This window comes from Sorangium sp. So ce426, assembly GCF_051475585.1.
GTDB lineage: Bacteria > Myxococcota_A > Polyangia > Polyangiales > Polyangiaceae > Sorangium > Sorangium cellulosum_B.
This window is the reverse complement of sequence record NZ_CP150341.1, coordinates 172,551-194,488: the sequence shown is the minus strand read 5'-3', so window position 1 is coordinate 194,488 and position 21,938 is coordinate 172,551. Positions and strand designations below refer to the sequence as shown.

The following is a 21,938-nucleotide window of genomic DNA, read 5'->3' as shown; positions in this document are numbered from 1 at the left end:
TGGTTCTTCAAAGAAGACGCCATCCTAAGCAATCGCGTCATAGCCTAAATTTGAATTGAGGGCTGGCTCCGCCGCGCCAGCGGGCGCCGCTGCGCCCGCGAGCCTCTGGACGACGGCATTCAAGGCGAGCTGCATCTGCCCGGGGTCGACCTGCTCGGCGGGCCGGATTGCGCCTCGATCCAGCCGCGGAACAGGCGGGCCTCGCCCGGAGGGAAGAACGCCGTGGGCGGCACCTCGGCGTGGTAGCACCGGAACGCGGCGCTGAACTCCGCAGGATCGCGGTCGAACCACGCCTCCGCCTCGGGCGATCCGCGCAGGAGCCGCTCGAAGCGCAGCCGCGCCACGAGCAGCGCCGACATCCTCACGCCGTCCTCATCCGCGCCGAGCAGCGCCTTCCGGAGCGCGGGCGGCAGCACCGGATCCTCGGCCGCGGCGCGCAGCGCGGCCACGGGATCCTCGGCGGTCATCGCGCGGGCCACGAGCGCTTCGTAACGCGCGTGCGCCTGCGCCGCGCTCAGCCGCGCCGGCCGCGCCGGCCGCGCCGCCGCGCCCTCCGCTGCCCTGCCGCGGGCCTCCGCTGCCCCGCCGCGGGCCTCCCCTGCCCTGCCGCGGGCCTCCCCTGCGCTGCCACGCGCCGCGCGCCCGCCGCCGCCGCCCCGGGCCGCGCGCGTCACCCGCGCCTCCCGCGCCGGCCGAGCGCGCGCCGCGCGCGGCGGAGCTCCTCCCGCACGGCGGCCGCGTCGTCCGCGCCGTGCACCGTGCCCTCCATGCGCTCCAGGGTCACCCCGCGGAGGTTCGGGCAGCGCGGCGCGACCTCGTCCAGGAGGCGCCACACCGGCTCCGGCACGGCGTCGTCGTGGCCGTCGAGCCGCAACACCCGGCCCGAAGGCAGCCAGCCCGGATCGCTCGGGCCGCCACCCGAGAGGTGGATCTCGATCACCCGGGCGAGATCGAGCCGCGCCACGTACTCGGCCGGATCGAAGCCGAAGTTCTCCGCCATGGTGTGGACGTTGTGCAGGTCGAGCAGCAGGTGCGTCCGCGGCGCCCTCAGGATGCGCTCGAGGAAGCGCGGCTCGTCCAGCGGATCGCCGAGCACGAAGTAGCTGACGCTGTTCTCGACGCCGACGTCCTCCACGACGGCCTGCATCGCCCGGAGCGCGCGGCGGGCGACCGCGGCGCCATGCGCGCTCATGGGCATCGGGAGCGGCAGCCCGGTCGAGAGCCCGGCGGGCGCGCTGATCCCGAGGTGATCGGTGTACCAGCGGAACCGGAAGATCGCGTTGTCGCGCCGGAGGGCCGCGAGCCAGCGGGCGCGCCGGCCCGCGTCGGCAGCCGAGGCGCCGCCAAGCGACCAGCCGACGCCGTGGGCGACGAACGGCCGGTTTGACCGGCGCGCGAGCTCGGCAAAGCGGCGGTGAAAGCCGTTCTCCTGGAGATCGGCCTCGGCGGCGTCCGGCACGCGCCAGAGCGTCTCGGGCGCCACCTCGTAGTAATCGGCGTCGCGCAGGATCACCTCGGCCAGCAGGTCGAGGAACGCCGCGTCGGGCTGGAGCGTGAGGCCGACAGGGATCAACGCGTGGATGCCCCGCGCCCGTCGACCGAGAAGAAGTACAGGAAGCGCCGTGACTTGGAGGGCACATGCCCCATGCCGCAGGCCATGAGCCCGCTGTCCTCGGCCCCCTCGACGTCGATCCCGCAGCCGCTGGCGATCGCCCAGCGCGCGCCCGCGGGCGGCGCCTTCACGAGCCGCGCGCGCACGCTCGCGGCGCGGGCCTCCACGTCGCGCGCGTCGGCGCCAAGGCCCTTCCGGAGCAGCGCCCCGAGCGCGCCGATCCGCTGCGCGGCGACCTTGTCGTCGTGCTTCAGCTGCTCCTCCCGGCCGCCGCCCGCCATGCGGCGCATTCCGTCGTAGCTCGGGATCGCCACGTCGAGCTGCGTCGCGACAACAGGCACCTTGTCGGTCCTGACCACCACCAGGAGCGGCTCCCCGGTGCCGGCGCCGGGCACGAGCTTCTTCAGATCGGCCATGGTCGCGCAGACGACCTCGACGCCCGCGAGCGGGGCGAGATCCCCGTCCGCGCCGAAGTTGAGCAGCTCGCCGAACGCGTGGCCGCGCTCCCACTTGGCGCTGTCGTCGGCGGGGATGACGAAGACGAGCAGCGCCCTGCTCGCCTGCCGGGCGCGGCGGAACGCGGCCGAGACCTGGACCAGCGACCCCGCGGCGGCCGCCGGCTTGCCCGTCTCGTCGCACGCGGCGCCGTCGCCGAACGCGTCGCGGATGAACGCGGGCCACGCGGTGGCCGCGAGCCCCGCTGCAGTCGCTCCCAGCAAATGCCTGCGCTTCATGGTCACTCCTCACCGCCGTTCCCGAGCAGCTCGCTCTCCGCCTCGCCGCGCCCCGAGGGCTCGGGCGCGAGCGGCACGAAGGCCTCCCAGCCCAGCTGCATCAGCCTATCCCGATCCCGGCCCAGCACGATCGGCGCCGCCCCCGCGGATCGCAGCATCACGCGATCGCCCGCGGCCGAGTACTCGCCCGTCGCGACCACCTCCCCGGTGCAACGGTCCTCGAGCGTGAAGCCCCCGGACGCATCCAGGAGGAGCGTCCGCGGCCCCGCGGCGTAGAGGCCGACAAGCTCTGCCTCCGCGCTGCCAGGCTCCAGCGCGCCGCCTCTGGCGGCCGCTGGCACCGCGGCGAGCGCGTCCAGGGCGTCCTGCGCCGCCGAGAGCGCGAACGCGGCGGGATCGCCGGGATCGCGCCGCGCGTCGGGCAGGGCCTCGATCACGCCCTCGGGCGGATCGAGGAAGGAGCCACGCTCCAGCAGATCCGGCGCTGTGAGCGTCCACATGCCGTCGCGGCGCGGGGAGATCTCGCCGCCGACGAGCGCCGCGAGCGCCGCCGCGGCCGCTTTGCTCGCGTGCAGCGTCAGGCGGTCGTCCCGCGCCTCCTCCCCCAGCGCGAGCCATCGGATCTCGCCCTCGGCGCCGCGGACGTGCGCGAGCATGCCCCCGCGCAGCGCGATCCGCTCCGCGCCCTCGGGGCCGCGCAGCACGGCCGTCTCCTCCACGTCGAGGGCGACCGGCAGGATCGGCGCGCCTTCCCAGCCGTCGCTGGCCACGGTCCAGCGAGCGCGCGCCGCGGGATCGAGCAGCACGTACGCGGTCGCGCCCGGAGCGTCGATCGGCTGGGCACACCCGGCGGAGAGCAGCGCCGGGCAAAGAAGGGAGAACGTAAACAAGACACCACGACGTCGGAGCATCGGGCGGAACCTCCGGGGAGCTGAGACGCCCTAGGGCGGTGAAAGTTTCATCGACCACCCCGGGCGCGTCCGACCGGGGTGTCCCTCGGGCATCGGCCCCACAGGTGCGCTCTGCCGTGTTCTCCGCGGGATGTCAGCGGCGGCGGTGGCCGCGCATAGACCCGAATCGACAGCGGCGAGGTGCCCGGGGCGAGCCCGGAACGGCGCGAGCCGACCGATAGCGCTCGTGGAGCCGTGCATCACACGCCAGCGCGGTACACAGAAAAGGACAGACCTCATGAAGACCATCACCAGCATCGCACTCATGGGAGCTCTCATCAGCGCTTCCGCCGTCGCCGACGCGGCGGTCCAGAACCACCACGGCGGGATCTGCCGTGCCCAGGCCCCCGAGCACGCCAATCGGGTGTACTATCCGGCCATGGGCATCGAGGCGCTGCAAGGCGTCAATGTGGCCTGCCCGCTCGTCACCACCGGGAACAAGATCAATGATGTCGAGGTCAACGTCAGGGACACCACCCGGCCCGCCACCCTGTGCTCCGTGACGGCCACCAACTGGGACGGCACGGAGCTCGGCAACCTCAACTTCACCATCGCCCAGGGCGCGAACTGGAAAGCCGTGACGGTGCCCGACTCCATGAAGGGCTCGTACGTATCGTACCTGGTCACCTGCTCGCTCCCGAAGAATCAGATCCTCACGAGCATCAACGTCGGCACGCCGTGAGCGTCGGGGGCTGCGGCCCTCGATCCCGCTCCCAGGAGGGCCCGGCCGCGACCTGCGCGGCCGGGCCCTCGCGCGACGAGCCCGACGGGCGCCCCTGATTCGCTTCACCTCCACGCCGGGCGCCGGTATAACGAGGAGGCCATGAGCGCCGATTCGTCAGCCCTGAGGCGGCCCAGGTACCCGATGCCGGATTTCATCGAGAGCGCGCTGAACGAGCGTGGCTTGATGGACGCTTACAAGCAGCGCCCTGCCTACCAGCAGAACGATTACATCGGGTGGATCAACCAGGCAAAGCGCCAGGAGACCAGGGAGAAGCGCCTACGCCAGATGCTGGACGAGCTCGAGGCAGGCGGTGTTTACATGAACATGAAGCACCCGGCGTCGGAGAGGGCCTGAGATGCTGGCCTACGTGTTCTGGCACTGGAGGCAGCCGCAGGCCGCCGCGGGCGAGTACGAGCGCCGGCAGCGCGCCTTCCACGCGGCGCTCGCCCGAGCGCCCGCGCCGGGCTTTCTCCGGTCGTTCAGCGTCGGGCTCTCCGGGGCCCCGTGGGCGGCCGGCGGCGGCGACGTCTACGAGGACTGGTATCTCGTACAGGATTTCGGTGCGCTCGGCGCCTTGAACGAGGCCGCGGTCTCCGCCAGCCGCTCGGCGCCGCACGACGCGGCCGCCGCGGTCGCCGGCGGCGGGGCCGGGGGCCTCTATCGCCTGCGGGGCGGGGTTGCGCTGGACGCGCCCGGCTACGCCCACTGGTTCGGCAAGCCCGACGGCGTGTCCTACGGTGAGCTGTTCGCCCGGCTCACGCCGATCCTGGAGCAAGCGAGCGCCGGCCTGTGGATGCGCCAGATGGTGCTCGGGCCCGGCCGGGAGTTCTGCTTGCACGCGGCGACCTCCGTATCGCTGCCCGCGCCGTTCGATGCGCTCGTCCTCCCGCTCCGGCCAGCCTGGCCGGCGCTCGACGACACGGGCATGACCCCGGCGCGCTGAGGCCCGCGCCCGCCGCAGACAGGGTGCTCATGCGAGGCGGCGTTCGATCGCGTCTGGCTCGAGCGCTTCTCCCTCGTGCGGCCGGCCCTTGTCGACCTCGGCATGCCCGAGTCGCTCGTCGCGCTGGCCCGCTGATACGACAGCGCCCGACAGCAGCGATCGGCACGAGCGCGCCGAGGCAGGCTTGCCGACGTGCTCCCGCGTTCCGTGTACACTACGCGCCATGAACCGCTTTCTCCTGATGAGCGTGCTTGCTTTGTCCGCGTGCAGCCCCGAAGCTCGGGACTTCGCTCCTGGGAGCTCCGACGCCACGAGCTCGGGGACCTCCGGCGGGGGCGGAGGCGGCGCCGTGGCCGCGGCGGGGACCGGAGGCGACGACGCGCCCGGCTGCCAGGACGGCCTGTCCTTCTGCGGCGGCGCCTGCGTGGACAGGACGTCCGATCCGGAGCACTGCGGCGCTTGCGGCCATTATTGCCTGGGAGCGCCGTGCGTGGCGTCGCGCTGCCAGCCCCTCCTCCTGGCGTCGGGCGGCGTCGAGCCGACGGACATCGCGGTCGACGACACCACCGCGTACTGGGTCGATCCCCTCGCTCGACAGGTGATGACGGTGCCTGTCCGCGGCGGCAATGCGGAGTTCCTCTTCATGGGAGACCCCCCCTTCGCCCCCCAGAGCATCACGCTCGACGCCGCTGGCCAGATCTATTTCACCGACTCCGGCCTCGATATCATCATGCAGGCGACGTACGAGGGCGATTCCACGATCCTCGCGGACAGGCAGACATACGCCATGGGCATCGCGGTCGACGCCGAGAACGTCTACTGGACGAGCGCCGACCAGGGCACGGTCATGAAGGTGCCCGTCGCGGGAGGCGCGCCGGTCGCGCTCGCGGAGGGGCAAGACTCCCCGCTCGGCATCGCCGTCGACGCGACCCACGTCTACTGGGTGAACGAAGGAGGCACGGTGATGAAGGTGCCTGTCGCGGGCGGCGCCCCGAGCGCGCTCGCGGACGAGCAGGTCAGGCCGCAGGACATCGCCGTGGACGCCGCCGCCGTCTACTGGACCAACGACGGAGGCACGGTGATGAAGGCCCCGCTCGAGGGCGGCACCCCCGTCGCGCTCGCGGAGGGGCAGCGCAACCCGCGGAAGCTCGCGATCGACGCCGAGAGCGTGTACTGGACGAACGACGACGGCACCGTGAAGAAGGTGCCCATCCGAGGCGGCGATCCCGAGACGCTCGCGACGGGGCAAGATCATCCGCTGGGCATCACCGTGGACGCGACAAGCGTCTACTGGACGAACAGCGCCGCAGGCACGGTGATGAAGCTCCCGAAGTAACACCCCGCTTGCCAGGGGCCCGGTTCGAGCGCGACGATCGGCGCCCTCCATGAAGCGCGCCGCCCTCCTCCCCATCGCCCTCCTCACCGCGTGCGCCGGCGCCCCGGCTCCCCAGCGTGCTCCCGTCGCGTCGCTGCCCGTGGCGCCGCGCCCGGCCGCCGCCGCGCCCGCGGTCGCGGCGGCGCAGCCCGCGAGCGCGTTGGCAGAGCTCGCCTTCGTGCTGAGGATCGCCCATCCGAAGCGGACCTGGGCCAACGCCGCGCAGCCCCTGCCGAGCAGCGCGCTCGTGTTCACCATGGGCTCGACGGACCCCACGAAGATGCTCGAAGCAGCGGTGGGCCCGGACCTCGCCGAGATCGTCGATCTGGACAGGCCGATCGACGTCGCCTTCCTGGGCACCACGGGCGATCACGTCGTGGCCTCCCTGTCGGTCGCGGAGCAGGAGGTGCCGCGGCTGGCCGATCGCTTCGTGCTCAAGGAGCTCGAGGGGCACCCGGGCCTGCTGCGCGTCGAGCGCGCGCGCAACGCCGAGCCCGACGAGGAGGCGCCGCCCTGGGCCTGCGCGTTCGATCCGGGCGAGCGGCGGGACGGCGCGCGCCTGCTCTGCAGCGCGGACGTGGAGGACATCGAGACCGCCGCGGCCTACCTCGTCCAGGTCGTGGCCCGGGAGCCGCTCGACGCGGACGCGCGGATCGAGCTCTCGGAGCGGACCCTCCGCCAGGCCGTGGAGGAGGCGAGCGCCGCGGGCGACGCGGACGAGGACGACGGCCGCGCGGGGGCGCTGGGCGAGGAGCTCGCCGCGGGGTTCCTGCGCGACATCGAGCGGTTGAACGTCGACCTCACGTGGGGCCGCGCGGACGTCGAGGTCGGCCTCACGCTGCGCTTCGCGGGCCGGCGCTCGCCCCTCACGCTGGCCCTCGCGCCGGCCGCGGCGCAGGACGCCGCGCCGCCGCCGGCGTTCTTCCGCCTCCCGGCCGACACGGCGGTCGCGTTCCACACGCAGGGCGCGTCGCGCGCCGAGCTCACCCCGCTGCGGGAAGCCGTCTTCAAGGCGCTGCGCGACGACATGATCGACGACGGCTACGACGAGACGCGGCTCGATCAGGTCCTCGATCGCCTCGAGACGCTGGTCCTCACGGGCGGCCCCCTCGTCGTCGGCGCGGGCGCGAAGGGCGCGGCGGCGGAGAAGGCGCTCGCGGCCTACCAGCGCGACATGGGCGCGCCGCGCGCGCGAAAGGCGGCGCGCCTCGCGCTCCAGGGGTGGGTGCTGGCCTCGGTCGAGGAGCCGGCGCAGACCTGGATCTCCGGGGTGAAGGAGCTCCTCCAGCGCGGCGATGAGCTCGACAGGTTCAAGCGGAGCGCGCCGAAGGACGGCGCTCGCAAGGACGACGACGACAAGCAGAACACGACGCACGCGATCGTCCGCGCGCCCGCCTCGCTGCCCGCGGGGACGCTCCATGTCGAGCTCCGCTCCAGGCCGCTCACGAAGGACGCCCCGCCCGCGCACACGACCCACCTCTACGTCGTCCCCGCCGGCCAGCGGACGTGGCTCGGGATCAGCGAGGACGACGCCGCCCTGGTGGCCCGGCTGCGCGTCGCGGTGGATCCGGGGCGCGACGAGGGCACGCTCGGCGCGGCGCCGGACATGGACGTGCTGCGGAGGCGCGGGGCGCTGGCCGGCGGGCTCTTCTCGCTGGCTGGCTTGACGCTGCTCATGGCGAACGGCGACGCGCCGGAGGCGCTGGACGAGGCCGCCAAGGACCTCGCCGCGCTCGCGGCGCTGCCGGCGCGGGGCGGGGTGGCGATCCCGCTCGCCGTCACCTCCGAGGTGCTCGGCTCCGGCGGGGCCCGCGTCGACGTCCGCGTACGGCTGACCCACGCCGGGATCCAGGACGCGATCGCGCTCCTCGCCCGCTGACGTGCCCGGCGCGCCTCGCGGTCAGCCCCACCCCTCCAGCACCAGCTTGCCCACCGCCTGCCCCGACTCGATGCGGGCGTGGGCGGCGCGCAGGTTCGCCGCGCTGATCCGGCCGAGGTGCTCGCGGCGCGTCGTGCGGACCCGCCCCTCGTCGACCCACGCCGCCACGCGCGTGAGGATCGCCCGCTGCGCGGCCATGTCCGCGGTCTCGTAGAGGGACCGCGTGAACATCAGCTCCCACGCGAAGGTCGCGCTCTTCGACATGAGCCTCCCGAGATCGAGCGGCGCCTTCGCCTCGACGATCCCCACGATGCGCCCGCGCGGCGCCACGAGATCGGCCATCGTGTCCCACCACGCCTCGGTGCTCTGCGTGTCGAAGATGAGCTCCACGTGCTGTATCCCCGCGGCCTCGAGCTGCGGCCGGAGCGGCGCGCGGTGGTCGACGAGGACGTCCGCGCCGAGGGAGCGCGCCCACGCCCGGCTCTCCTCGCGCGAGGCGGTCGCGACGACCCGCAGCCCTGCGGCCTTGGCGAGCTGCACCACCATCGAGCCCACGCCGCCGGCGCCGCCGAGGACGAGCACGGAGCTCCCCGCGTCGCGCCCCTCGGGGTCGACGCCGAGGCGCTCGAAGAGCCCCTCCCACGCGGTCAGCGAGGTGAGCGGCAGCGCCGCCGCGTCGGCGAACCCGAGCGACCGCGGCATCGGCGCGGCGAGGCGCTCGTCGACGAGGTGCACCTCCGCGTTGCTGCCCGGCCGCGCGATGCTGCCGGCGTAATAGACCTTGTCTCCCGGCCGAAACACGGTGACATCCGCGCCGACCGACTCGACGACGCCGGCGGCGTCCCAGCCGAGGATGCGCGGCGGGTTCTCGACCCGGGGCTTCGGCGCGCGGACCTTCACGTCGACCGGGTTCACGGCCACCGCGCACACCCGCACGCGCAGATCGCGCGGCCTCGGCGCCGGCTCTGGCAGCTGGAGATCGAGCAGGCTCTCGGGGTGCTCGATGGGAAGGTAGCGGTGGACTCCTACGGCATGCATGGCGTTGCTCCTCTGCGGGACCGGCAAGAGGCCCCGTCACGCGCCGCAAGGTGACTCTCGCCTGCGCGACGGACAATCCACGCGCGGCGACGAAGATCTGTGAATGCCGTTCACAGATCGACCCGGTCGCAACCTTGTCACTGCCACTCTCCGCAGGTTGCGTCTGTTACTTCTACGGCATGAGAAGAGGCTTACTCCAGTTTCTCTTGTTCATGAGCGCTGGCCTCGCGTGCCAGCCGCGGCCGACGGCGGCACATCGCGCGAGGTCGACGATCGATCTCACGCCTAGAGCGACAAACGGGTCAAAACCACGAGAAGAAGCAGAAATTTCACAGGGAGGCGGGGAGGCGGGGAGCGAGCGACGCCGAGAGGGAAAAATTCATTTCTTCTTCCTCCCCGCCTCCCCGCCTCCCCGTGAAATTCTCCGGGTTTCAACGTGCTCGGTGCTCTAAGTTCACCGGCACGTGACCGAGGCGGCCCTGTCTTCTTCCTTGCATGTGAAAGCCGCCACAACGTACTTCTTGGTGCGAGAGCCGTCTCCGCTCGAACAGCTCGAGGAGATCACCATGCCCTGGTATGTCTATGTCGCGTACTTCTTCGGCGGGGCGTTCCTCGCCAATGCGCTCCCCCACTTGATCGCCGGCGTGTCCGGCCAGCCGTTGCAGACCCCGTTCGCGTCACCGCCGTTCAAGGGGCTGTCGCCGCCGCCGGTGAACGTCGCCTGGGCGCTGGCCAACCTCGCCCTCGCGTACCTCTTGCTTGTGCGCGTCGGAGCCCTCGACCTCCGGAGCTGGTCTGACGTCGGTGTCTGTTTTCTCGGGTTCGGCGCCATGGCCCTCCAGTGCTCTCGCTCTCTCGCTCGCATTCGCAAGCAGGCCGTCCCCTGACCTGCCCCGTCGCGAGGCGACCACCGCTCGTCCCTACAGGGGCTCGGCGCACCGCCTCTCAACGTGCGTCGTCAGCGCCGCGCACGAGGATGACGCGCGTCTTCGACAGCCGGTCGTGCAGACCCACGGGCGCGCCGCCCCGCCGCGTCAGAAACGTGAACGCCTCGAAGGGGATGAACCGGCACAGCGTGCGGATCGCGAGCCGACCGAGGCCGGCGCGACTGCCGTCCTCCATCACGACCCGCGTGCCCGTGACGAGCTTGCCCAGCGTGGCGCCGAAGAGCGCCTCCATCGAGACATAGTACGCGAACATCATCACGAGGCCGAGCAACGTATCGTTGGCCTGCTCGAACACCTCGGCGGCTCCGAGGAGCCCGAAGACCACGCCCACGAGGAACGTGAACAGCATCAATCCCACGTAATCGACGATGAGGTTCGCGAACCGCCTGCCGCCGCTCGCGAGCCGCAACCGCGAGCGCTCCTCCGGTTGCAACGCCGCGGGTGCGTCTGCCTTGGGTGCTTCGTAGGGGTTGTAGCTCTCGGCGGGCTGGGCGGTCGGAGAACTCATGAGACCTCTCGATGCGGGTTGGGTGACGTCGCGGCGCAGCGCTCGAGGGCAGGCTGCCCTGGAGTCGACGCGCCCTGGCACATGCTACGCCCCGCAGGCGGCGGCGTGAAGACAGCCCATTCGGCCCGGCGATGAAGGAACGATCAAACTGGACACGCTTTTCGGAGTGTGGACGGATCGCAAGGGCGACCGGTGGCGCGGCGCCGGATCGAGCTCACCGCCGAGCACGAAGTCGACGCTCCACGTTGCCTTCGCGTCTCACACGGCGCCCCGGCCCGCCGAGGGCACGAGCTCGTCGGCCTCGCGGATGGAAGCAGCCAGCCTGCGGCTTCAGAGATCGACGACCAGCATGGTCACGGCTTCGCCGTCGTCGTACACGATGTCAGGCCTTTCGTCCCCGTTGAGGTCGCCGACACCGAGCGACAGCCCCTCCCGGCTGTTCGCCTCGTCGAAGGTGTGATCTTCGCCGAACGCCGTCCCCGCGCTGACGAGGAGGTGGATCATGCCGTCCATGGCCCAGTTCGCGACGACATCGTCTCTCCCGTCGCCGGTGAAGTCGGCCATCGCGGTCCTCGCATGGTGATTCGCCGACACCTGGTGCTCGGGCCCCTGGGTGAAGCCACCCGCGCCGTCGCCGACGAGCACGCGCAGCCTCCCGTCAATCATGGCCACGACAAGGTCCTGGTCGCCGTTGCCGTCGAAGTCCCCGACGGACACCGACGACGCCTTGGAAGGCATCGCGAAGGAGGTCGGTGAATCGAGGCCCCCCGCCCCGTCGCCGAGCCAGACGCTGACCTTCTTCTGGTCCCAGTGGGCCGCCGCCAGATCCGCGTTGCCGTCGGCGTCGAAGTCCCCCACGGCGAGCGCAACCGGAGAGTCGGCGGGCACCGTCGCTGCCGCCACGAACCCGCCCGCGCCGTCCCCCAGGAAGATGGTCACGCCCGAAGCGCCGCCGGAAGCGAGATCTTGATGCCCATCCCCGTCGAAATCGGCGGTCGCCAGGCAGAGCGCGCTCGCCGGATCGATCTCGACCGCGGGCAGAAACGTCGCTCCCGGCCCCCCCACGGCGAGCGACAGGCCCCACACCTCCGCCGCGACGTCGGGATCGCCATCCTCGTTGAAGTCGGCGACGACCGCCGCGGGATAATAATCCCTGGGTGGCAGCGCCCAGACGGGCTCTTCCAGCCGCCCCGTCCCCTTGCCGCGCAGCACGCCCAGCCCCTCGCCCGAACCACCGCCGACATTGCCGACGATGACGTCGGCGCGGCCGTCCTGATCGGCGTCGCGGACGAAGATCGCGGTCAGGCTGCCGCCCTCGAGGGGCTCGGAGACGCGGACCTTCTTGACCGAGCAGACCGCGTTCAGCGGCGACTGGCTCGGGTTCGGTACGAGGCGACAGGTATCCTCGGCGTCGTAGACACCGTCCCCGTCCTCGTCGAAGAACCTGTCGATATCCGGCACCTCGGCGGTCGAGCCCAGCTCCTCGATCCGCTCGCCGAGGAGATCTTTCACTTCGTAGCGATCCAGCGCCGAGGCCGCGCCGGCGAGCTCCGCGACGAGCGCGGGGTCGAGCGCGCCGTCGCTCGCCAGGTCGAGCGAGAGCTGGTTCACGAGCTCCTGCACCGCCGCGTCGACCGAGCCGTGCTCACCCGCCTCGAGGAGGGCTGCCTTGAGCACGACGGCGCCGACGGCGAGGAGGTACGCGTTGGCGTCGCCATCGCCCCCGAGAGCGTTCATCTCGACGCCGCTCGCGTGGGGGTCGAAACCTGCCGGGCCGATGCCCAGCGCGGCGCGGAGCTCGCCCTCTGCCTGCTCGACCGCAGCCGTGAGATCCCCGCTGCCCTCGGCGAGCCGCCTGGCCCGCTCGTAGCCGAGGTGCGTGATCAGGTTGACGTACGCGGTCTGCTCCGGTGCATTGCCGGCGACGTCGAACAGCGCGCGCAGCGTCAGCGGGGCGTCCGAGAGGCGGCCGGTGACCTCGTTGTAGTAGAATCCTTCGCTCACGATCGAGACCGGACCGGGGTGGGCGAGAGCCACTTCGAAATGTCCAAGGTCGTCGTCCGTCGCCGTGATGAACGTCTGTCCCGTCGGGGTCAGATCATGACCGAGGACCGAGATCACCACCGATGAGCCGACCACGAACGGCCCCTTCTCGACGGCTCCCGTGAGCTGCACAGACCCCGCGCCGCCTGTCCCTCCCCCCGTCGCGCTGCTGCTCGCGTCCGCGCCGCCTGTGCCCGCCGCGCTGCTGCTCGCGTCCGCGCCGCCTGTGCCCGCCGCGCTGCTGCTCGCGTCCGCGCCGCCTGTGCCCGCCGCGCTGCTGCTCGCGTCCACGCCGCCTGTCCCCGTACCGCCGGCGGGCGAGCCCGTCGTCCCGCCCGCCTCCGGGGTGGAGGGCGCTGTTTCCCCACCGCATGCGCCGAGCAACGCAGAGACGGCAACCGCAAACAGGGCGCGACTCGACCTCATCGTCATGGTCTCAACCTAGCACCACAGGCAGCGAGGCGTCGCGATGGGCGCCAATTGCCGCCGCCTCCCGCCGCGCAACGAGCTCTTTCCCGGTGCCGCTGTCGCCCGTGACGCGCGGGGCACCCTTCCGCTCGACGAACGCTCCCGGCCGGGCGAAATCCAAATACGTTCACGCGCCCGCGGGCATTGTAGGGGTGACGGAGACGTGGCGAACGCGGGCATCCGGAGGGCGTTCCGAGTGTCAGCCGGGCGATCATCTCCACTGAGGTAGGAAAAATACGATCATGGCAAAGCGCGTGAACCGAAGAATTTTCCTCCGGGGGCTGGGCGGAGCTTGCGTCGCGGCCCCGTTCCTCGGCTCGATCCTCGACCGCTCCGTGATGGCGCAGCCGGCCACGCCGCCGAAGCGGCTGATCGTGATGTACACGCACTATGGCTGCATCACGACGCGGTGGTTCCCGAAGAAGTCGCACGGCCGGCTCACCGCCGCGGACCTCGAGTCGACGACGCTCAAGCACCTGGCGCCTTACGTCGACAAGCTCCTCATGCCCCGGGGCATCCGCGCGATGAACGAGTGGACGGCGACGATGGTTCGGGGGCAGGGGAACGATGAAAACACGCAGGTGAACGGATCGTACTTCACTTGCCACCCGGTCACTCCCAACAGCAACGACCCGTTCAGCTTCAACACGGCGACGAAGTTCAACGCCATGCCGACCGGTCCCTCGCTGGACCACGTCATCGCACGACAGCTCAGCCCGCAAGGCACTCCGTTGCTCATGAACACGGGCGGTCAGAATGACAACTCTCAGTCGGCGATCTCCTACTCCGCCGCCGAGACCCTCTTCAGGGGCCTCAACGTGTCGCAGGCCTTCAGCAGCCTCACGGGCCTCTTCGAGGCGGGGAAGCCGACGTCTCCGGACACCTACGCGGCGACGCGCGGCAAGAGCGTCCTCGACATCGTGAAGGATGATCTGCAGAGGCTCGAGCGGTTCGACATGAGCCGTTCCGACAAGCAGAAGCTCGCAGCCTGGAAGGAGCTCATCCACTCGACAGGAAACGTGGTGGCTTCTGCGCAGTGCGACACGTCCCTCGCTACGGCGCTCGGCGTGACGCAAGAAAACATCGACCTGGCGAGCACAACCCCGCTCGGCGAAGACCGGCTGATGCAGCGAATCTCGGACAGCCTGGACGGAGCGGACCTCTTTTCGAACCTCGCCGTGCTCGCGGCGGCGTGCAACGCGAACCCCGTCATCTTGCTGAAGTACCCCGGGAACTACAACTTCAAGGGGCTCGGCCTGACGCAGGAGAGCGCCGGTCTCGCGAGTCGCTTGCCCCACGCGGGCATGACGGGCACCTGCGTCCCGGGGGTGATCGACATGCTCCTCAAGATCGACGACTACTATGCGAGGAGGTTCGCCCACCTCGTCGGGCAGCTGAACGGTATCGACGAGGGCGACGGGACGCTCCTCGACAACTGCGCGGCCGTCTGGTTCCAGGACGCGTCGGACGGCTGCGCCCGCAACCTCAACAACATGCCGATCGTCCAGGCCGGCAGCGCCGGCGGCTATTTCAAGACCGGCTGGGCCGTGAACGTCGATGACGGCTCGCCCGATCTCACGACCGGCAACAGCGAGATCACGTGTGCCGACGGCACGTCGGACCAGGTCGACGCGATCTCCCAGGAAACGGGGACCGATCCGTCGCTCGCCAACGCGCCGATCAACAAGTACTTCTGCAACTTGATGAACGCCCTCGGGGTCAAGGCAGGCGCGGATGGTTTCCCGGCACCGGGCGGCTCGGCGCCGGTGACCCACTTCGGCATGTACGACCGGACGGAAGACTTCATCGGTGGCGGGACCAATCCCCCCACCATCCACGATCCAGGCGAGTTCACCGCGCTCAGGGCGAGCTCCTGAGCGCTCTCGTCCCCCGAGCCTGTCGCGCGCCCGGGGCGAGCTGCCCAGGCCCGGGGCTTGACAGCTGGGCCGGTCTGGGTCCGCGCCGTCCGAGGGGGCGCGATCCGCCGTCACACCCCCCTGAAACCGCGCACGCGCGATCCGCCGACGCGCGATCGGCCTTCACGCTGGCCGAAACGTCGTCCCGCTTGCATCGGCTGCCCATTCCTGGCTACCCGTCCATGCAAGGAGGGTCCCGATGGCAACGACCGCTGTTCTCCAGTTCCTGCCTGACTGGCAGCACGCGCAGCAGGGTCCGATCGAGCGCGGGGGGAAGCTCAGGATCGAGTATGAGCTCAGCCGCCTGTCGCGCTGCTTCACGACGTGGCGCGGCGCCGAGATCGGCGACATCACCGCCTACGTCCGCTTTCACCCGCGCGGCGCGATCGTGCAGGGGAGCGTCGTCGAGGAGGTGCGGGCCCCGGGGAACCCGCCCGGGCACGTCGTCGCGCACAGGCCCGCGGCCCTGGAGATCTCGGTGCCCGACGACGCGACCCAGGCGGAGATCTGGTTCCACGGCTTCTCTCAGACAAGCCGCCGGTGCGAGGCGTGGGACTCGCGCTTCGGCGACAACTACTGGTTCGACGTGGGCGGCCCGCCGCCGCGGATCCCGGCGCAGCCGGTCCTCTACCGCGCGGGGGCGCAGCGGCGCCCTGACATCACGAACGTCCGGGCCTTCCGGGTCTCGAAGGTCTACGCGTTCCCGAGGCCCGCGCAGGGGCCGAGCGCGGGGACAGACATCCAGATCCACCTGGACCTCGACGCGTGGGTCAGCCATTCGGCGTGGGGCGCCAGCGCGTGGATCGATGTCCACGTGTTCGACGGCCACGACGCGCTCGTCCACGCCGAGACGATCCCGCTCTCGTATACCGGGTGGGGCCCGAACCAGCAGTTCAGCTTCGCCGGCAAGATTTTCCAGGGATCCACCGCGACGCCGGGCTCGGTGTCGCCGCGGCCCGACGCGCGCAAGGTGCAGCTCCGGCTCTATTACGAGATCGACGGCCAGGTGTTCACGGATGGAGTCCTTCACCAGGCCGAGCTCCCCGAGGACGCGCTGATCTGATCGGCGCCGCGCCGGCTCGCCGCGGGAGAGCGCCCCATGCTAAGAGGGCGTTGCCATGGCGAGCCGCTTCTACGTCACGACGCCCATCTATTACATCAACGACGTCCCGCACCTCGGCACCGCGTACACCACGATCGCCGCGGATGTGCTGTGCCGCTACCACCGCTTGCGCGGCCACGAGAGCCGCATGCTCACCGGCACGGACGAGCACGGCCTCAAGATCCAGCGCGCCGCCGAGGCGCGCGGCGTCGCGCCGGGCGCCCACGCCGACGAGATCGCCGCCGTCTTCCGCGCCACGTGGCCGAAGCTCGGCTGCGCTCCCGACGACTTCATCCGCACGAGCGAGCCGCGCCACAAGAAGGCCGTGCAGGAGCTCTGGAGCCGGATCAAGGCGCGCGGGGACATCTACCTCGGCCATTACGAGGGGCTCTACTGCGTCGGGTGCGAGGCCTACACCACCGAGAAGGACCTGGAGCAGCCCGGGAACGTCTGCCCGCTGCACAAGAAGCCCGCCGAGAGCGTCAAGGAAGAGAGCTACTTCTTCCGCCTGTCCAGGTACGGAGACGCGCTGCTCGACTATTACAAGCGCAACCCGACCTTCGTGCAGCCGGCGAGCCGCCTGAACGAGGTGGTGAGCTTCGTGCGCGAGGGGCTCCAGGATCTGTCGGTCTCCCGCACCACGTTCGAGTGGGGCATCCCCGTCCCCGACGACCCGAAGCACGTCATGTACGTCTGGTTCGACGCGCTGGCGAACTACATGACCGCGCTCCGCGAGCCGGAGGACAACACGCGCTTCTGGCCCGCGGACGTGCACCTCGTCGGCAAGGACATCCTGCGCTTCCACGCCGTCTACTGGCCCGCGTTCCTGCTCTCGGCGGGCTACGGCGAGGCGGAGCTGCCGCGCCAGGTCTTCGCCCACGGGTTCCTCACGTACAGCGGGCAGAAGATGTCGAAGACGCTCCGCAACACCATCAGCCCCGTCGAGGTGGCGACCGCCCTCTCCGAGGCGGCCGCGGCGGCCCTGCCCGGCGGCCCCGGCGCGGCGGCCGGCGCGCCCCTCGTCGGGGTGGACGTGGTGCGGTATTGCCTGATGCGCGCGATCTCGTTCGGCCAGGACGGCGACTTCAGCCTTCAGGACGTGCTGTCGCGGTATGGCTCGGAGCTCGGCAACGCGCTCGGCAACCTGCTGAACCGCGTGCTCCCGTTCGCCGAGGAGGTCCCCGCGAAGGGGGCCTCGGGCCCGCTCGAGGAGGAGCTCGCCGGGGCGCAGCGGCAGGCCGCGGCGGCCGCGGCGACGGCGTTCGACGCGAACCAGCCGACGCGCGCGCTCGACGCGATCTGGACGGTGATCGCCGCGGCGAACCTCTACATCGACAAGGCCGCTCCGTGGGTGGCCAAGAAGACGGACCCGGCGCGCCTCGGGACGATCATCGCGACCTTGATCGAGCAGCTCGAGGCGATCAGCGTGATGATCTCCCCCGTGATGCCTGTCGTGGCGGGCAGGATGCGCGAGCAGCTCGGGCTGCCGGCGATCGCGTTCGAGGAGGGCAGCGATCGCTGGCCGATGGCGCTCCCGTCGCGAGCGCCTGGCGAGAAGCTCCGCAGGGGCTCGCCCATCTTCCCGCGCCTCGAGAAGGAGAAAGAGGCCGAGCTGCTCGCCCGGTTCGCCCCGCCACGGCCGGACGCCGAGCCGGGGAAGGCCGATGTGAAGGTTGGCGCGAAGGCCGCCCCGGAGGCGAAGGCCGCGCCCGGGGCGAGCGGCGGCGCCGAGGTGGCCGCCCCGCCGGCGCGCCAGGGCAAGAGCCCTGTGGCGTTCGACGATTTCGCCCGGCTGGACCTCCGGATCGGGGTGGTCACGAGCGCTGAGCGCGTGAAGAAGAAGGACCGGCTGCTCGATCTGCGCGTCGACACCGGCGACGGCGCTCCGCGGCGCATCATCTCGGGCATCGCGGCGAGCTACGCCCCGGAAGAGCTGGTGGGCAAGCGGATCGTCGTCATCTGCAACCTGCCGCCGCGCGACTTCGGCAAAGGGCTCGTGTCCGAAGGCATGCTGCTGACCGCCGAGGTCGAGGGGCGAGTCCGCACCATCACGGTCGAGGATGCCGCGCCGGGCACGCCGGTGCTCTGATACCGCACGCCGGCACGCGATTTACAGCGCAACGACACCACCGGAGCGCGACAGCGGCCTCTGGTGGTGGGGGACTTTGGCCGCAGGTGGGGTCTTTTGAACCGCCAAGTCGCCCAGAGGACGCCAGAAGACGCCAAAAGACGCCAAAAGACGCCAAAAGACGCCAAGAAAAACACAAATAATTCTGGCGTCTTCTGGCGTCTTCTGGCGTCTTCTGGCTACTTGGCGGTTCCATCATTCCCGCAGGGTGGAACAATGCCCTCACCCCCGGCCTCCCCGGCCGCGCGGCGTGCTCGCGGTCGCCGCGCCGCGATCGTGCTTTTCACGCCGGTGGGCGGGGGGACCACCGGGGATGCCGGTCCGCGCGCCGGAGGCGTGCTAGAACTGGCCAATGCGCGCTTGCCTTGACACGAGGAGGCGGTGAGCATCTCCCTGCGGGGGCGCGATGCCGTGGCCCTGGCCATGGCGGTCGCGGCGCACGCCGCGATCCTCGTCGCGCCGACGCCGGAGCGGCCTCCAGAGGGCCCTGCCGAGCCGTCCGCGATCGTGGATGGCATCGATTTCGAGCTGGAACCACCGGCTTCCCAGGCCGCAACCGCGGCGCCTGCCGGGGGCGAGCCGCTCGCGGACGAGCCGCAGGCGGCCGGCGAGATAGGCAAGGCCGCTCCGACCGAGAAGGCGCAGGCGCCCGCGCCGGGCGCCGCAGCGGCCAAGGTCGCCTCGGTGGAGCGCGCGAGGCCGGCGCCGGCAGCCCCCGCCGCCGAGCCGAAGGCCGCGCCTCCGGAGACGGCGCCGCCCGCAGCCGAAGCCGCCGCCCGGCCTGCGACCGAGGCCCCCGCGCCCGCCGTCGAGGCTCCCGGGGCTCCTGCGCCCGCCGCCGAGGCCCCGGCGCCCGCCGCCGAGGCCCCGGGGGCCCCGGCAACGGCGCCGCCCGGCGATGAGTACGGCGGGGCACCGCCCGCCGAGGGCGGGGGCATCGCGCTCGCCCCAGGGCTCGGGACGCCCCTCTGGACCGTGCCCGGCGTGCTCCCCGGCCCCGACGCGCCGCGCGCCGCCCCGACGGCCGCCCCGCGCGCTCGCCCCGTGGATCCGGCTATCGCGGGCACGGTCCTGAACGAGACGCTGCACGGCAAGGACAAGAGCGTGGGGATCAGCGTCCCCGCCGCGGGCGCTGTGGCGAGCACCCTGGCGGACATGGTCCGCTCCTCGGCCGCGCCCCTCGACGCGCGGGCGACCTTCGAGGTCAAGCTCGGCGCCGACGGCCAGGTCCTCGGCGTCCGGCTGGTGAGCGCGTCGGCCGGGGACGGCCCCACGTGGGATCGCATCGTGGACGGGGCCAAGGGCGCGCTCGCGGGGAGCGCGCTGCAGATGGGGCCTGACCGGCAGCCGGTGACCGTGACGGTCAAGGTCCAGTCCAAGGTGCAGTATCCGTCCGGCAGCAAGAAGAAGCCCAAGCCGGAGCTCGTGTGCGCCGAGGAGGTGCTCGAGCAGCTCCAGCTGGCGATGGAGGATCCGAGTCGGCTCGGCCAGCTGCGCGGTCCGGGCGACGGGGCGCCGCCGGGGGGCGACATGGATGAAGAAGAGCGAAAGAGGCGGTTCTGCATCCCTGTCGGGCTCCGCGCCAAGGGCGATCTGTCCGACCTCGGCGCGCACAGGATCAACGTGGTCTCGGCGTCGTTCGCGGTGAAGCGCGAGGGCGAACGCGCCCTGCCGCACGAGGACATCCTGCCGATCGACACGCGCGTCCCGTGGGCGCCCAAGGACCCGAAGAAGACGAAGCTGCCGCCGCCAAAAAAGAAGAAGTGGAAGAAGAAGAAGAAGGAGCCTTGAGGGCCAATCCAGCGACCCGCGGTCAAGAACGAGGTTCTTTACCCGCCTCCCTCGTGGGAGAGTGACGCTACGGGCGCCTGGGGTCGATCAGGTACTCGCGCTCGCGGTACTCGAAGTAGTCGAAATCGGCCGGGCGCCCGGTGCCCGACATGTCCTGGCACGCCATGCCGACGAACGCGCCGGTGAAGTTGGGAAGGCCGGGCGCGGAGGCCTCGTCCGAGAGGATGCTGGCGTCCAGATGCTCCGGGAACCAGCTCCAGTCCGTACCGTCGAGGCTGTAGGCGAAGTAGAGCCGGTCGTGGTCGAGCTCGGCGCGCAGGTGCACGGGCGCGGTGCCCGGGATGGGGACGGGCGCGGTGAAGGCGTCCGCCATGACCCCATCCGGGATCGCCGACATGATCCGGATATAGCGCCCGACCGTCTCCTCGTGCGAGATGTGCAGGTAATGGAACTTGCTCGTGTTGTAGTAGCAGATGAGCCCGGCCATCTGCTGATACTGCTCGGGCGCGAAGTCGACCGACGTGACAGCGGTGTAGCAGTGCGCCTGCTGGCGACGTGCGACGAGCGACTGGCGGAACAGGCTGCCGAGCGTCTCGCGGCCGTAGAGCCGGAGATGACCGGGACGTGCGGTGAGGCTGAACAGCTCGTCGGGGTAAGGCGAGCGCAGCCACTGGAAGTCGATCGGCAGCTGCGGTGAATCGAAGTCCTCGCGCGCGGCCCGGGCGGGGAAGGGATGCGCGGGCAGGCCAGGGGCTGGGACCTCGACGCGCGGGATACCTTCACCATCGGCCGTGCGAAGCCAGCCGTCGTCCGACCAGACCATCCTCTGGATCGCGGTCTCGCGGCCGAGCGTCGAGCGCCCGCGGCTCGGGATGGGGCGGCTGCACAGGTGGACCATGTACACGTCGCCCGACGGCGTATCGCACAGGTCAGCGTGGCCCGCGCGCTGCAGCGCGACGTCGGCGCGAGCGCGCGAGGTCAGGATGTACGTCTCGGGGTGCAGCTCGTACGGGCCGGTGAGGTCACGGGAGCGCGCCATGGTGACGGCGTGGCCCTGGTACGTGCCGCCCTCGGCGGTGATCAGGTAGTAGTAGCCGCCGCGCTTGTAGATGTGCGGACCTTCGGTGTAGCCGATCGACGTGCCTTTGAAGATGTTCGTGGCAGGCCCGATGAGCTTGCGCTCGGCGTGCGAGTACTCCTGGAGCACGATGCCGGCAAAGCGATTGCGGCCGGGCCGGTGGTCCCACAGCATGTTGCTCAGGTACTTGCGGCCGTCTTCGTCGTGGAACAACGAGGGGTCGAAGCCGCTCGAGTTGAGATACACGGGATCCGACCACTCGCCGTCGGCGGTGGGGCTGGTCACCAGGTAGTTGTGGAAGTCGCGCATGGACGCGCCGGACGCGCCCCCGACGGTGGTCCGGCCGTAGCGCTTCACGTCGGTGTAGATCAACCAGAACAGGCCATCCGCATACGTCAGGCACGGCGCCCAGACGCCGCACGAATCGCCGTCGCCGAGCAGGTTCAGCTGGCTCGCGCGGTTGAGCGGGCGCGAGAGCAGACGCCAGTGCACGAGATCGCGCGAGTGGTGGATCTGCACGCCGGGGTACCACTCGAAGGTCGAGGTCGCGACGTAGTAGTCGTCGCCGACGCGGACGATGGACGGATCGGGGTTGAAGCCCGGCAGGATCGGATTGCGGATGACGGGTTCAGGCATGGATGAATGGCTCGCCGGTGATGGTCCAGAGGACGATCGCGCCGAGGATATCGAGGAACGGGGGGA

18 protein-coding genes are annotated in these 21,938 nt (G+C 71.2%); 10 read left to right on the top strand and 8 right to left on the bottom strand.

Translation table 11 applies throughout. The annotated features are described in order from the left end of the window. Positions 1 to 119: 119 nt before the first annotated feature. From WMF44_RS00755 to WMF44_RS00740, 4 genes are read right to left on the bottom strand one after another with little or no spacing between them, the layout of a single operon-like run. A complete protein-coding gene (locus WMF44_RS00755) occupies positions 120 to 674 on the bottom strand; it encodes a hypothetical protein (RefSeq protein WP_437297199.1) in 555 nt (184 codons plus the stop codon). Further along, on the bottom strand, positions 671 to 1,573 hold the full coding sequence (locus tag WMF44_RS00750; protein ID WP_437297198.1) for a DUF692 domain-containing protein: 903 nt from the start codon (positions 1,571 to 1,573) through the stop codon (positions 671 to 673). The genes WMF44_RS00755 and WMF44_RS00750 overlap by 4 nt, the downstream gene beginning before the upstream one ends. Next, on the bottom strand, positions 1,570 to 2,346 hold the full coding sequence (locus WMF44_RS00745) for a hypothetical protein (RefSeq protein WP_437297197.1): 777 nt from the start codon (positions 2,344 to 2,346) through the stop codon (positions 1,570 to 1,572). The genes WMF44_RS00750 and WMF44_RS00745 overlap by 4 nt, the downstream gene beginning before the upstream one ends. Before the next feature lie 2 nt (positions 2,347 to 2,348). Next, on the bottom strand, positions 2,349 to 3,257 hold the full coding sequence (locus WMF44_RS00740) for a hypothetical protein (protein WP_437297196.1): 909 nt from the start codon (positions 3,255 to 3,257) through the stop codon (positions 2,349 to 2,351). 277 nt (positions 3,258 to 3,534) lie between these two features. Between WMF44_RS00740 and WMF44_RS00735 the strand changes: the two genes are divergently transcribed. The 5 genes from WMF44_RS00735 to WMF44_RS00715 all read left to right on the top strand — a co-directional run bounded on the left by WMF44_RS00735 (position 3,535) and on the right by WMF44_RS00715 (position 8,217). Beyond that, positions 3,535 to 3,978, top strand: a complete 444-nt coding sequence (locus WMF44_RS00735; protein ID WP_437297195.1) for a hypothetical protein — start codon at positions 3,535 to 3,537, stop codon at positions 3,976 to 3,978. Between the two features lie 141 nt (positions 3,979 to 4,119). Next, the gene (locus WMF44_RS00730) at positions 4,120 to 4,374 is read left to right on the top strand and encodes a YdeI/OmpD-associated family protein (RefSeq protein ID WP_437297194.1); all 255 of its coding nucleotides are present in this window, start codon (positions 4,120 to 4,122) and stop codon (positions 4,372 to 4,374) included. Position 4,375: 1 nt separating this feature from the next. Beyond that, positions 4,376 to 4,963, top strand: a complete 588-nt coding sequence (locus WMF44_RS00725; RefSeq protein ID WP_437297193.1) for a hypothetical protein — start codon at positions 4,376 to 4,378, stop codon at positions 4,961 to 4,963. A 223-nt stretch (positions 4,964 to 5,186) separates the two neighbouring features. Then, on the top strand, positions 5,187 to 6,299 hold the full coding sequence (locus WMF44_RS00720) for a hypothetical protein (RefSeq protein ID WP_437297192.1): 1,113 nt from the start codon (positions 5,187 to 5,189) through the stop codon (positions 6,297 to 6,299). Between the two features lie 49 nt (positions 6,300 to 6,348). Next, entirely contained in the window at positions 6,349 to 8,217 is a 1,869-nt protein-coding gene (locus WMF44_RS00715) for a hypothetical protein (protein ID WP_437297191.1), read from the top strand. A gap of 21 nt (positions 8,218 to 8,238) precedes the next feature. Here WMF44_RS00715 and WMF44_RS00710 read toward each other — a convergent pair whose 3' ends face one another. Continuing rightward, a complete protein-coding gene (locus WMF44_RS00710) occupies positions 8,239 to 9,255 on the bottom strand; it encodes a zinc-binding alcohol dehydrogenase family protein (protein WP_437297190.1) in 1,017 nt (338 codons plus the stop codon). Positions 9,256 to 9,752: 497 nt separating this feature from the next. Here WMF44_RS00710 and WMF44_RS00705 point away from each other — a divergent pair, with 497 nt between their 5' ends. Beyond that, entirely contained in the window at positions 9,753 to 10,142 is a 390-nt protein-coding gene (locus WMF44_RS00705; RefSeq protein ID WP_437297189.1) for a hypothetical protein, read from the top strand. Positions 10,143 to 10,200: 58 nt separating this feature from the next. Here WMF44_RS00705 and WMF44_RS00700 read toward each other — a convergent pair whose 3' ends face one another. Both WMF44_RS00700 and WMF44_RS00695 read right to left on the bottom strand, forming a co-directional pair. Next, positions 10,201 to 10,710: an RDD family protein gene (locus WMF44_RS00700; RefSeq protein WP_437297188.1), complete on the bottom strand. Its 510-nt coding sequence runs from the start codon at positions 10,708 to 10,710 to the stop codon at positions 10,201 to 10,203. A gap of 330 nt (positions 10,711 to 11,040) precedes the next feature. Next, positions 11,041 to 13,185, bottom strand: coding sequence for an FG-GAP-like repeat-containing protein (locus WMF44_RS00695; RefSeq protein WP_437297187.1), 2,145 nt, complete (start codon positions 13,183 to 13,185; stop codon positions 11,041 to 11,043). A 278-nt stretch (positions 13,186 to 13,463) separates the two neighbouring features. Between WMF44_RS00695 and WMF44_RS00690 the strand changes: the two genes are divergently transcribed. The 4 genes from WMF44_RS00690 (at position 13,464) to WMF44_RS00675 (ending at position 20,158) form a co-directional block, all read left to right on the top strand. Beyond that, positions 13,464 to 15,098 (top strand): DUF1552 domain-containing protein, encoded by a 1,635-nt coding sequence (locus WMF44_RS00690; protein ID WP_437297186.1) that lies wholly within the window; start codon positions 13,464 to 13,466, stop codon positions 15,096 to 15,098. A gap of 238 nt (positions 15,099 to 15,336) precedes the next feature. Beyond that, entirely contained in the window at positions 15,337 to 16,200 is an 864-nt protein-coding gene (locus WMF44_RS00685; protein ID WP_437297185.1) for a DUF6209 family protein, read from the top strand. 55 nt (positions 16,201 to 16,255) lie between these two features. Then, complete coding sequence (gene metG / locus WMF44_RS00680; protein WP_437297184.1) at positions 16,256 to 18,328, top strand: methionine--tRNA ligase; 2,073 nt, start codon at positions 16,256 to 16,258, stop codon at positions 18,326 to 18,328. A gap of 420 nt (positions 18,329 to 18,748) precedes the next feature. Further along, the gene (locus WMF44_RS00675) at positions 18,749 to 20,158 is read left to right on the top strand and encodes a hypothetical protein (RefSeq protein ID WP_437297183.1); all 1,410 of its coding nucleotides are present in this window, start codon (positions 18,749 to 18,751) and stop codon (positions 20,156 to 20,158) included. 67 nt (positions 20,159 to 20,225) lie between these two features. Here WMF44_RS00675 and WMF44_RS00670 read toward each other — a convergent pair whose 3' ends face one another. Continuing rightward, entirely contained in the window at positions 20,226 to 21,872 is a 1,647-nt protein-coding gene (locus WMF44_RS00670; protein WP_437297182.1) for a glycoside hydrolase family 43 protein, read from the bottom strand. Positions 21,873 to 21,938 lie beyond the last annotated feature (66 nt).

Excerpts from the sequence above, each read along its gene's own strand:
- WMF44_RS00740 (WP_437297196.1), bottom strand. The coding sequence starts at position 3,257 with ATGCTCCGACGTCGTGGTGTCTTGTTTACGTTCTCCCTTCTTTGCCCG.
- WMF44_RS00690 (WP_437297186.1), top strand. The coding sequence starts at position 13,464 with ATGGCAAAGCGCGTGAACCGAAGAATTTTCCTCCGGGGGCTGGGCGGA.
- WMF44_RS00670 (WP_437297182.1), bottom strand. The coding sequence starts at position 21,872 with ATGCCTGAACCCGTCATCCGCAATCCGATCCTGCCGGGCTTCAACCCC.
- WMF44_RS00695 (WP_437297187.1), bottom strand. The coding sequence starts at position 13,185 with ATGACGATGAGGTCGAGTCGCGCCCTGTTTGCGGTTGCCGTCTCTGCG.
- WMF44_RS00720 (WP_437297192.1), top strand. The coding sequence starts at position 5,187 with ATGAACCGCTTTCTCCTGATGAGCGTGCTTGCTTTGTCCGCGTGCAGC.
- WMF44_RS00715 (WP_437297191.1), top strand. The coding sequence starts at position 6,349 with ATGAAGCGCGCCGCCCTCCTCCCCATCGCCCTCCTCACCGCGTGCGCC.
- WMF44_RS00745 (WP_437297197.1), bottom strand. The coding sequence starts at position 2,346 with ATGAAGCGCAGGCATTTGCTGGGAGCGACTGCAGCGGGGCTCGCGGCC.
- WMF44_RS00730 (WP_437297194.1), top strand. The coding sequence starts at position 4,120 with ATGAGCGCCGATTCGTCAGCCCTGAGGCGGCCCAGGTACCCGATGCCG.
- WMF44_RS00710 (WP_437297190.1), bottom strand. The coding sequence starts at position 9,255 with ATGCATGCCGTAGGAGTCCACCGCTACCTTCCCATCGAGCACCCCGAG.
- WMF44_RS00700 (WP_437297188.1), bottom strand. The coding sequence starts at position 10,710 with ATGAGTTCTCCGACCGCCCAGCCCGCCGAGAGCTACAACCCCTACGAA.
- metG (WP_437297184.1), top strand. The coding sequence starts at position 16,256 with ATGGCGAGCCGCTTCTACGTCACGACGCCCATCTATTACATCAACGAC.
- WMF44_RS00735 (WP_437297195.1), top strand. The coding sequence starts at position 3,535 with ATGAAGACCATCACCAGCATCGCACTCATGGGAGCTCTCATCAGCGCT.
- WMF44_RS00725 (WP_437297193.1), top strand. The coding sequence starts at position 4,376 with ATGCTGGCCTACGTGTTCTGGCACTGGAGGCAGCCGCAGGCCGCCGCG.
- WMF44_RS00685 (WP_437297185.1), top strand. The coding sequence starts at position 15,337 with ATGGCAACGACCGCTGTTCTCCAGTTCCTGCCTGACTGGCAGCACGCG.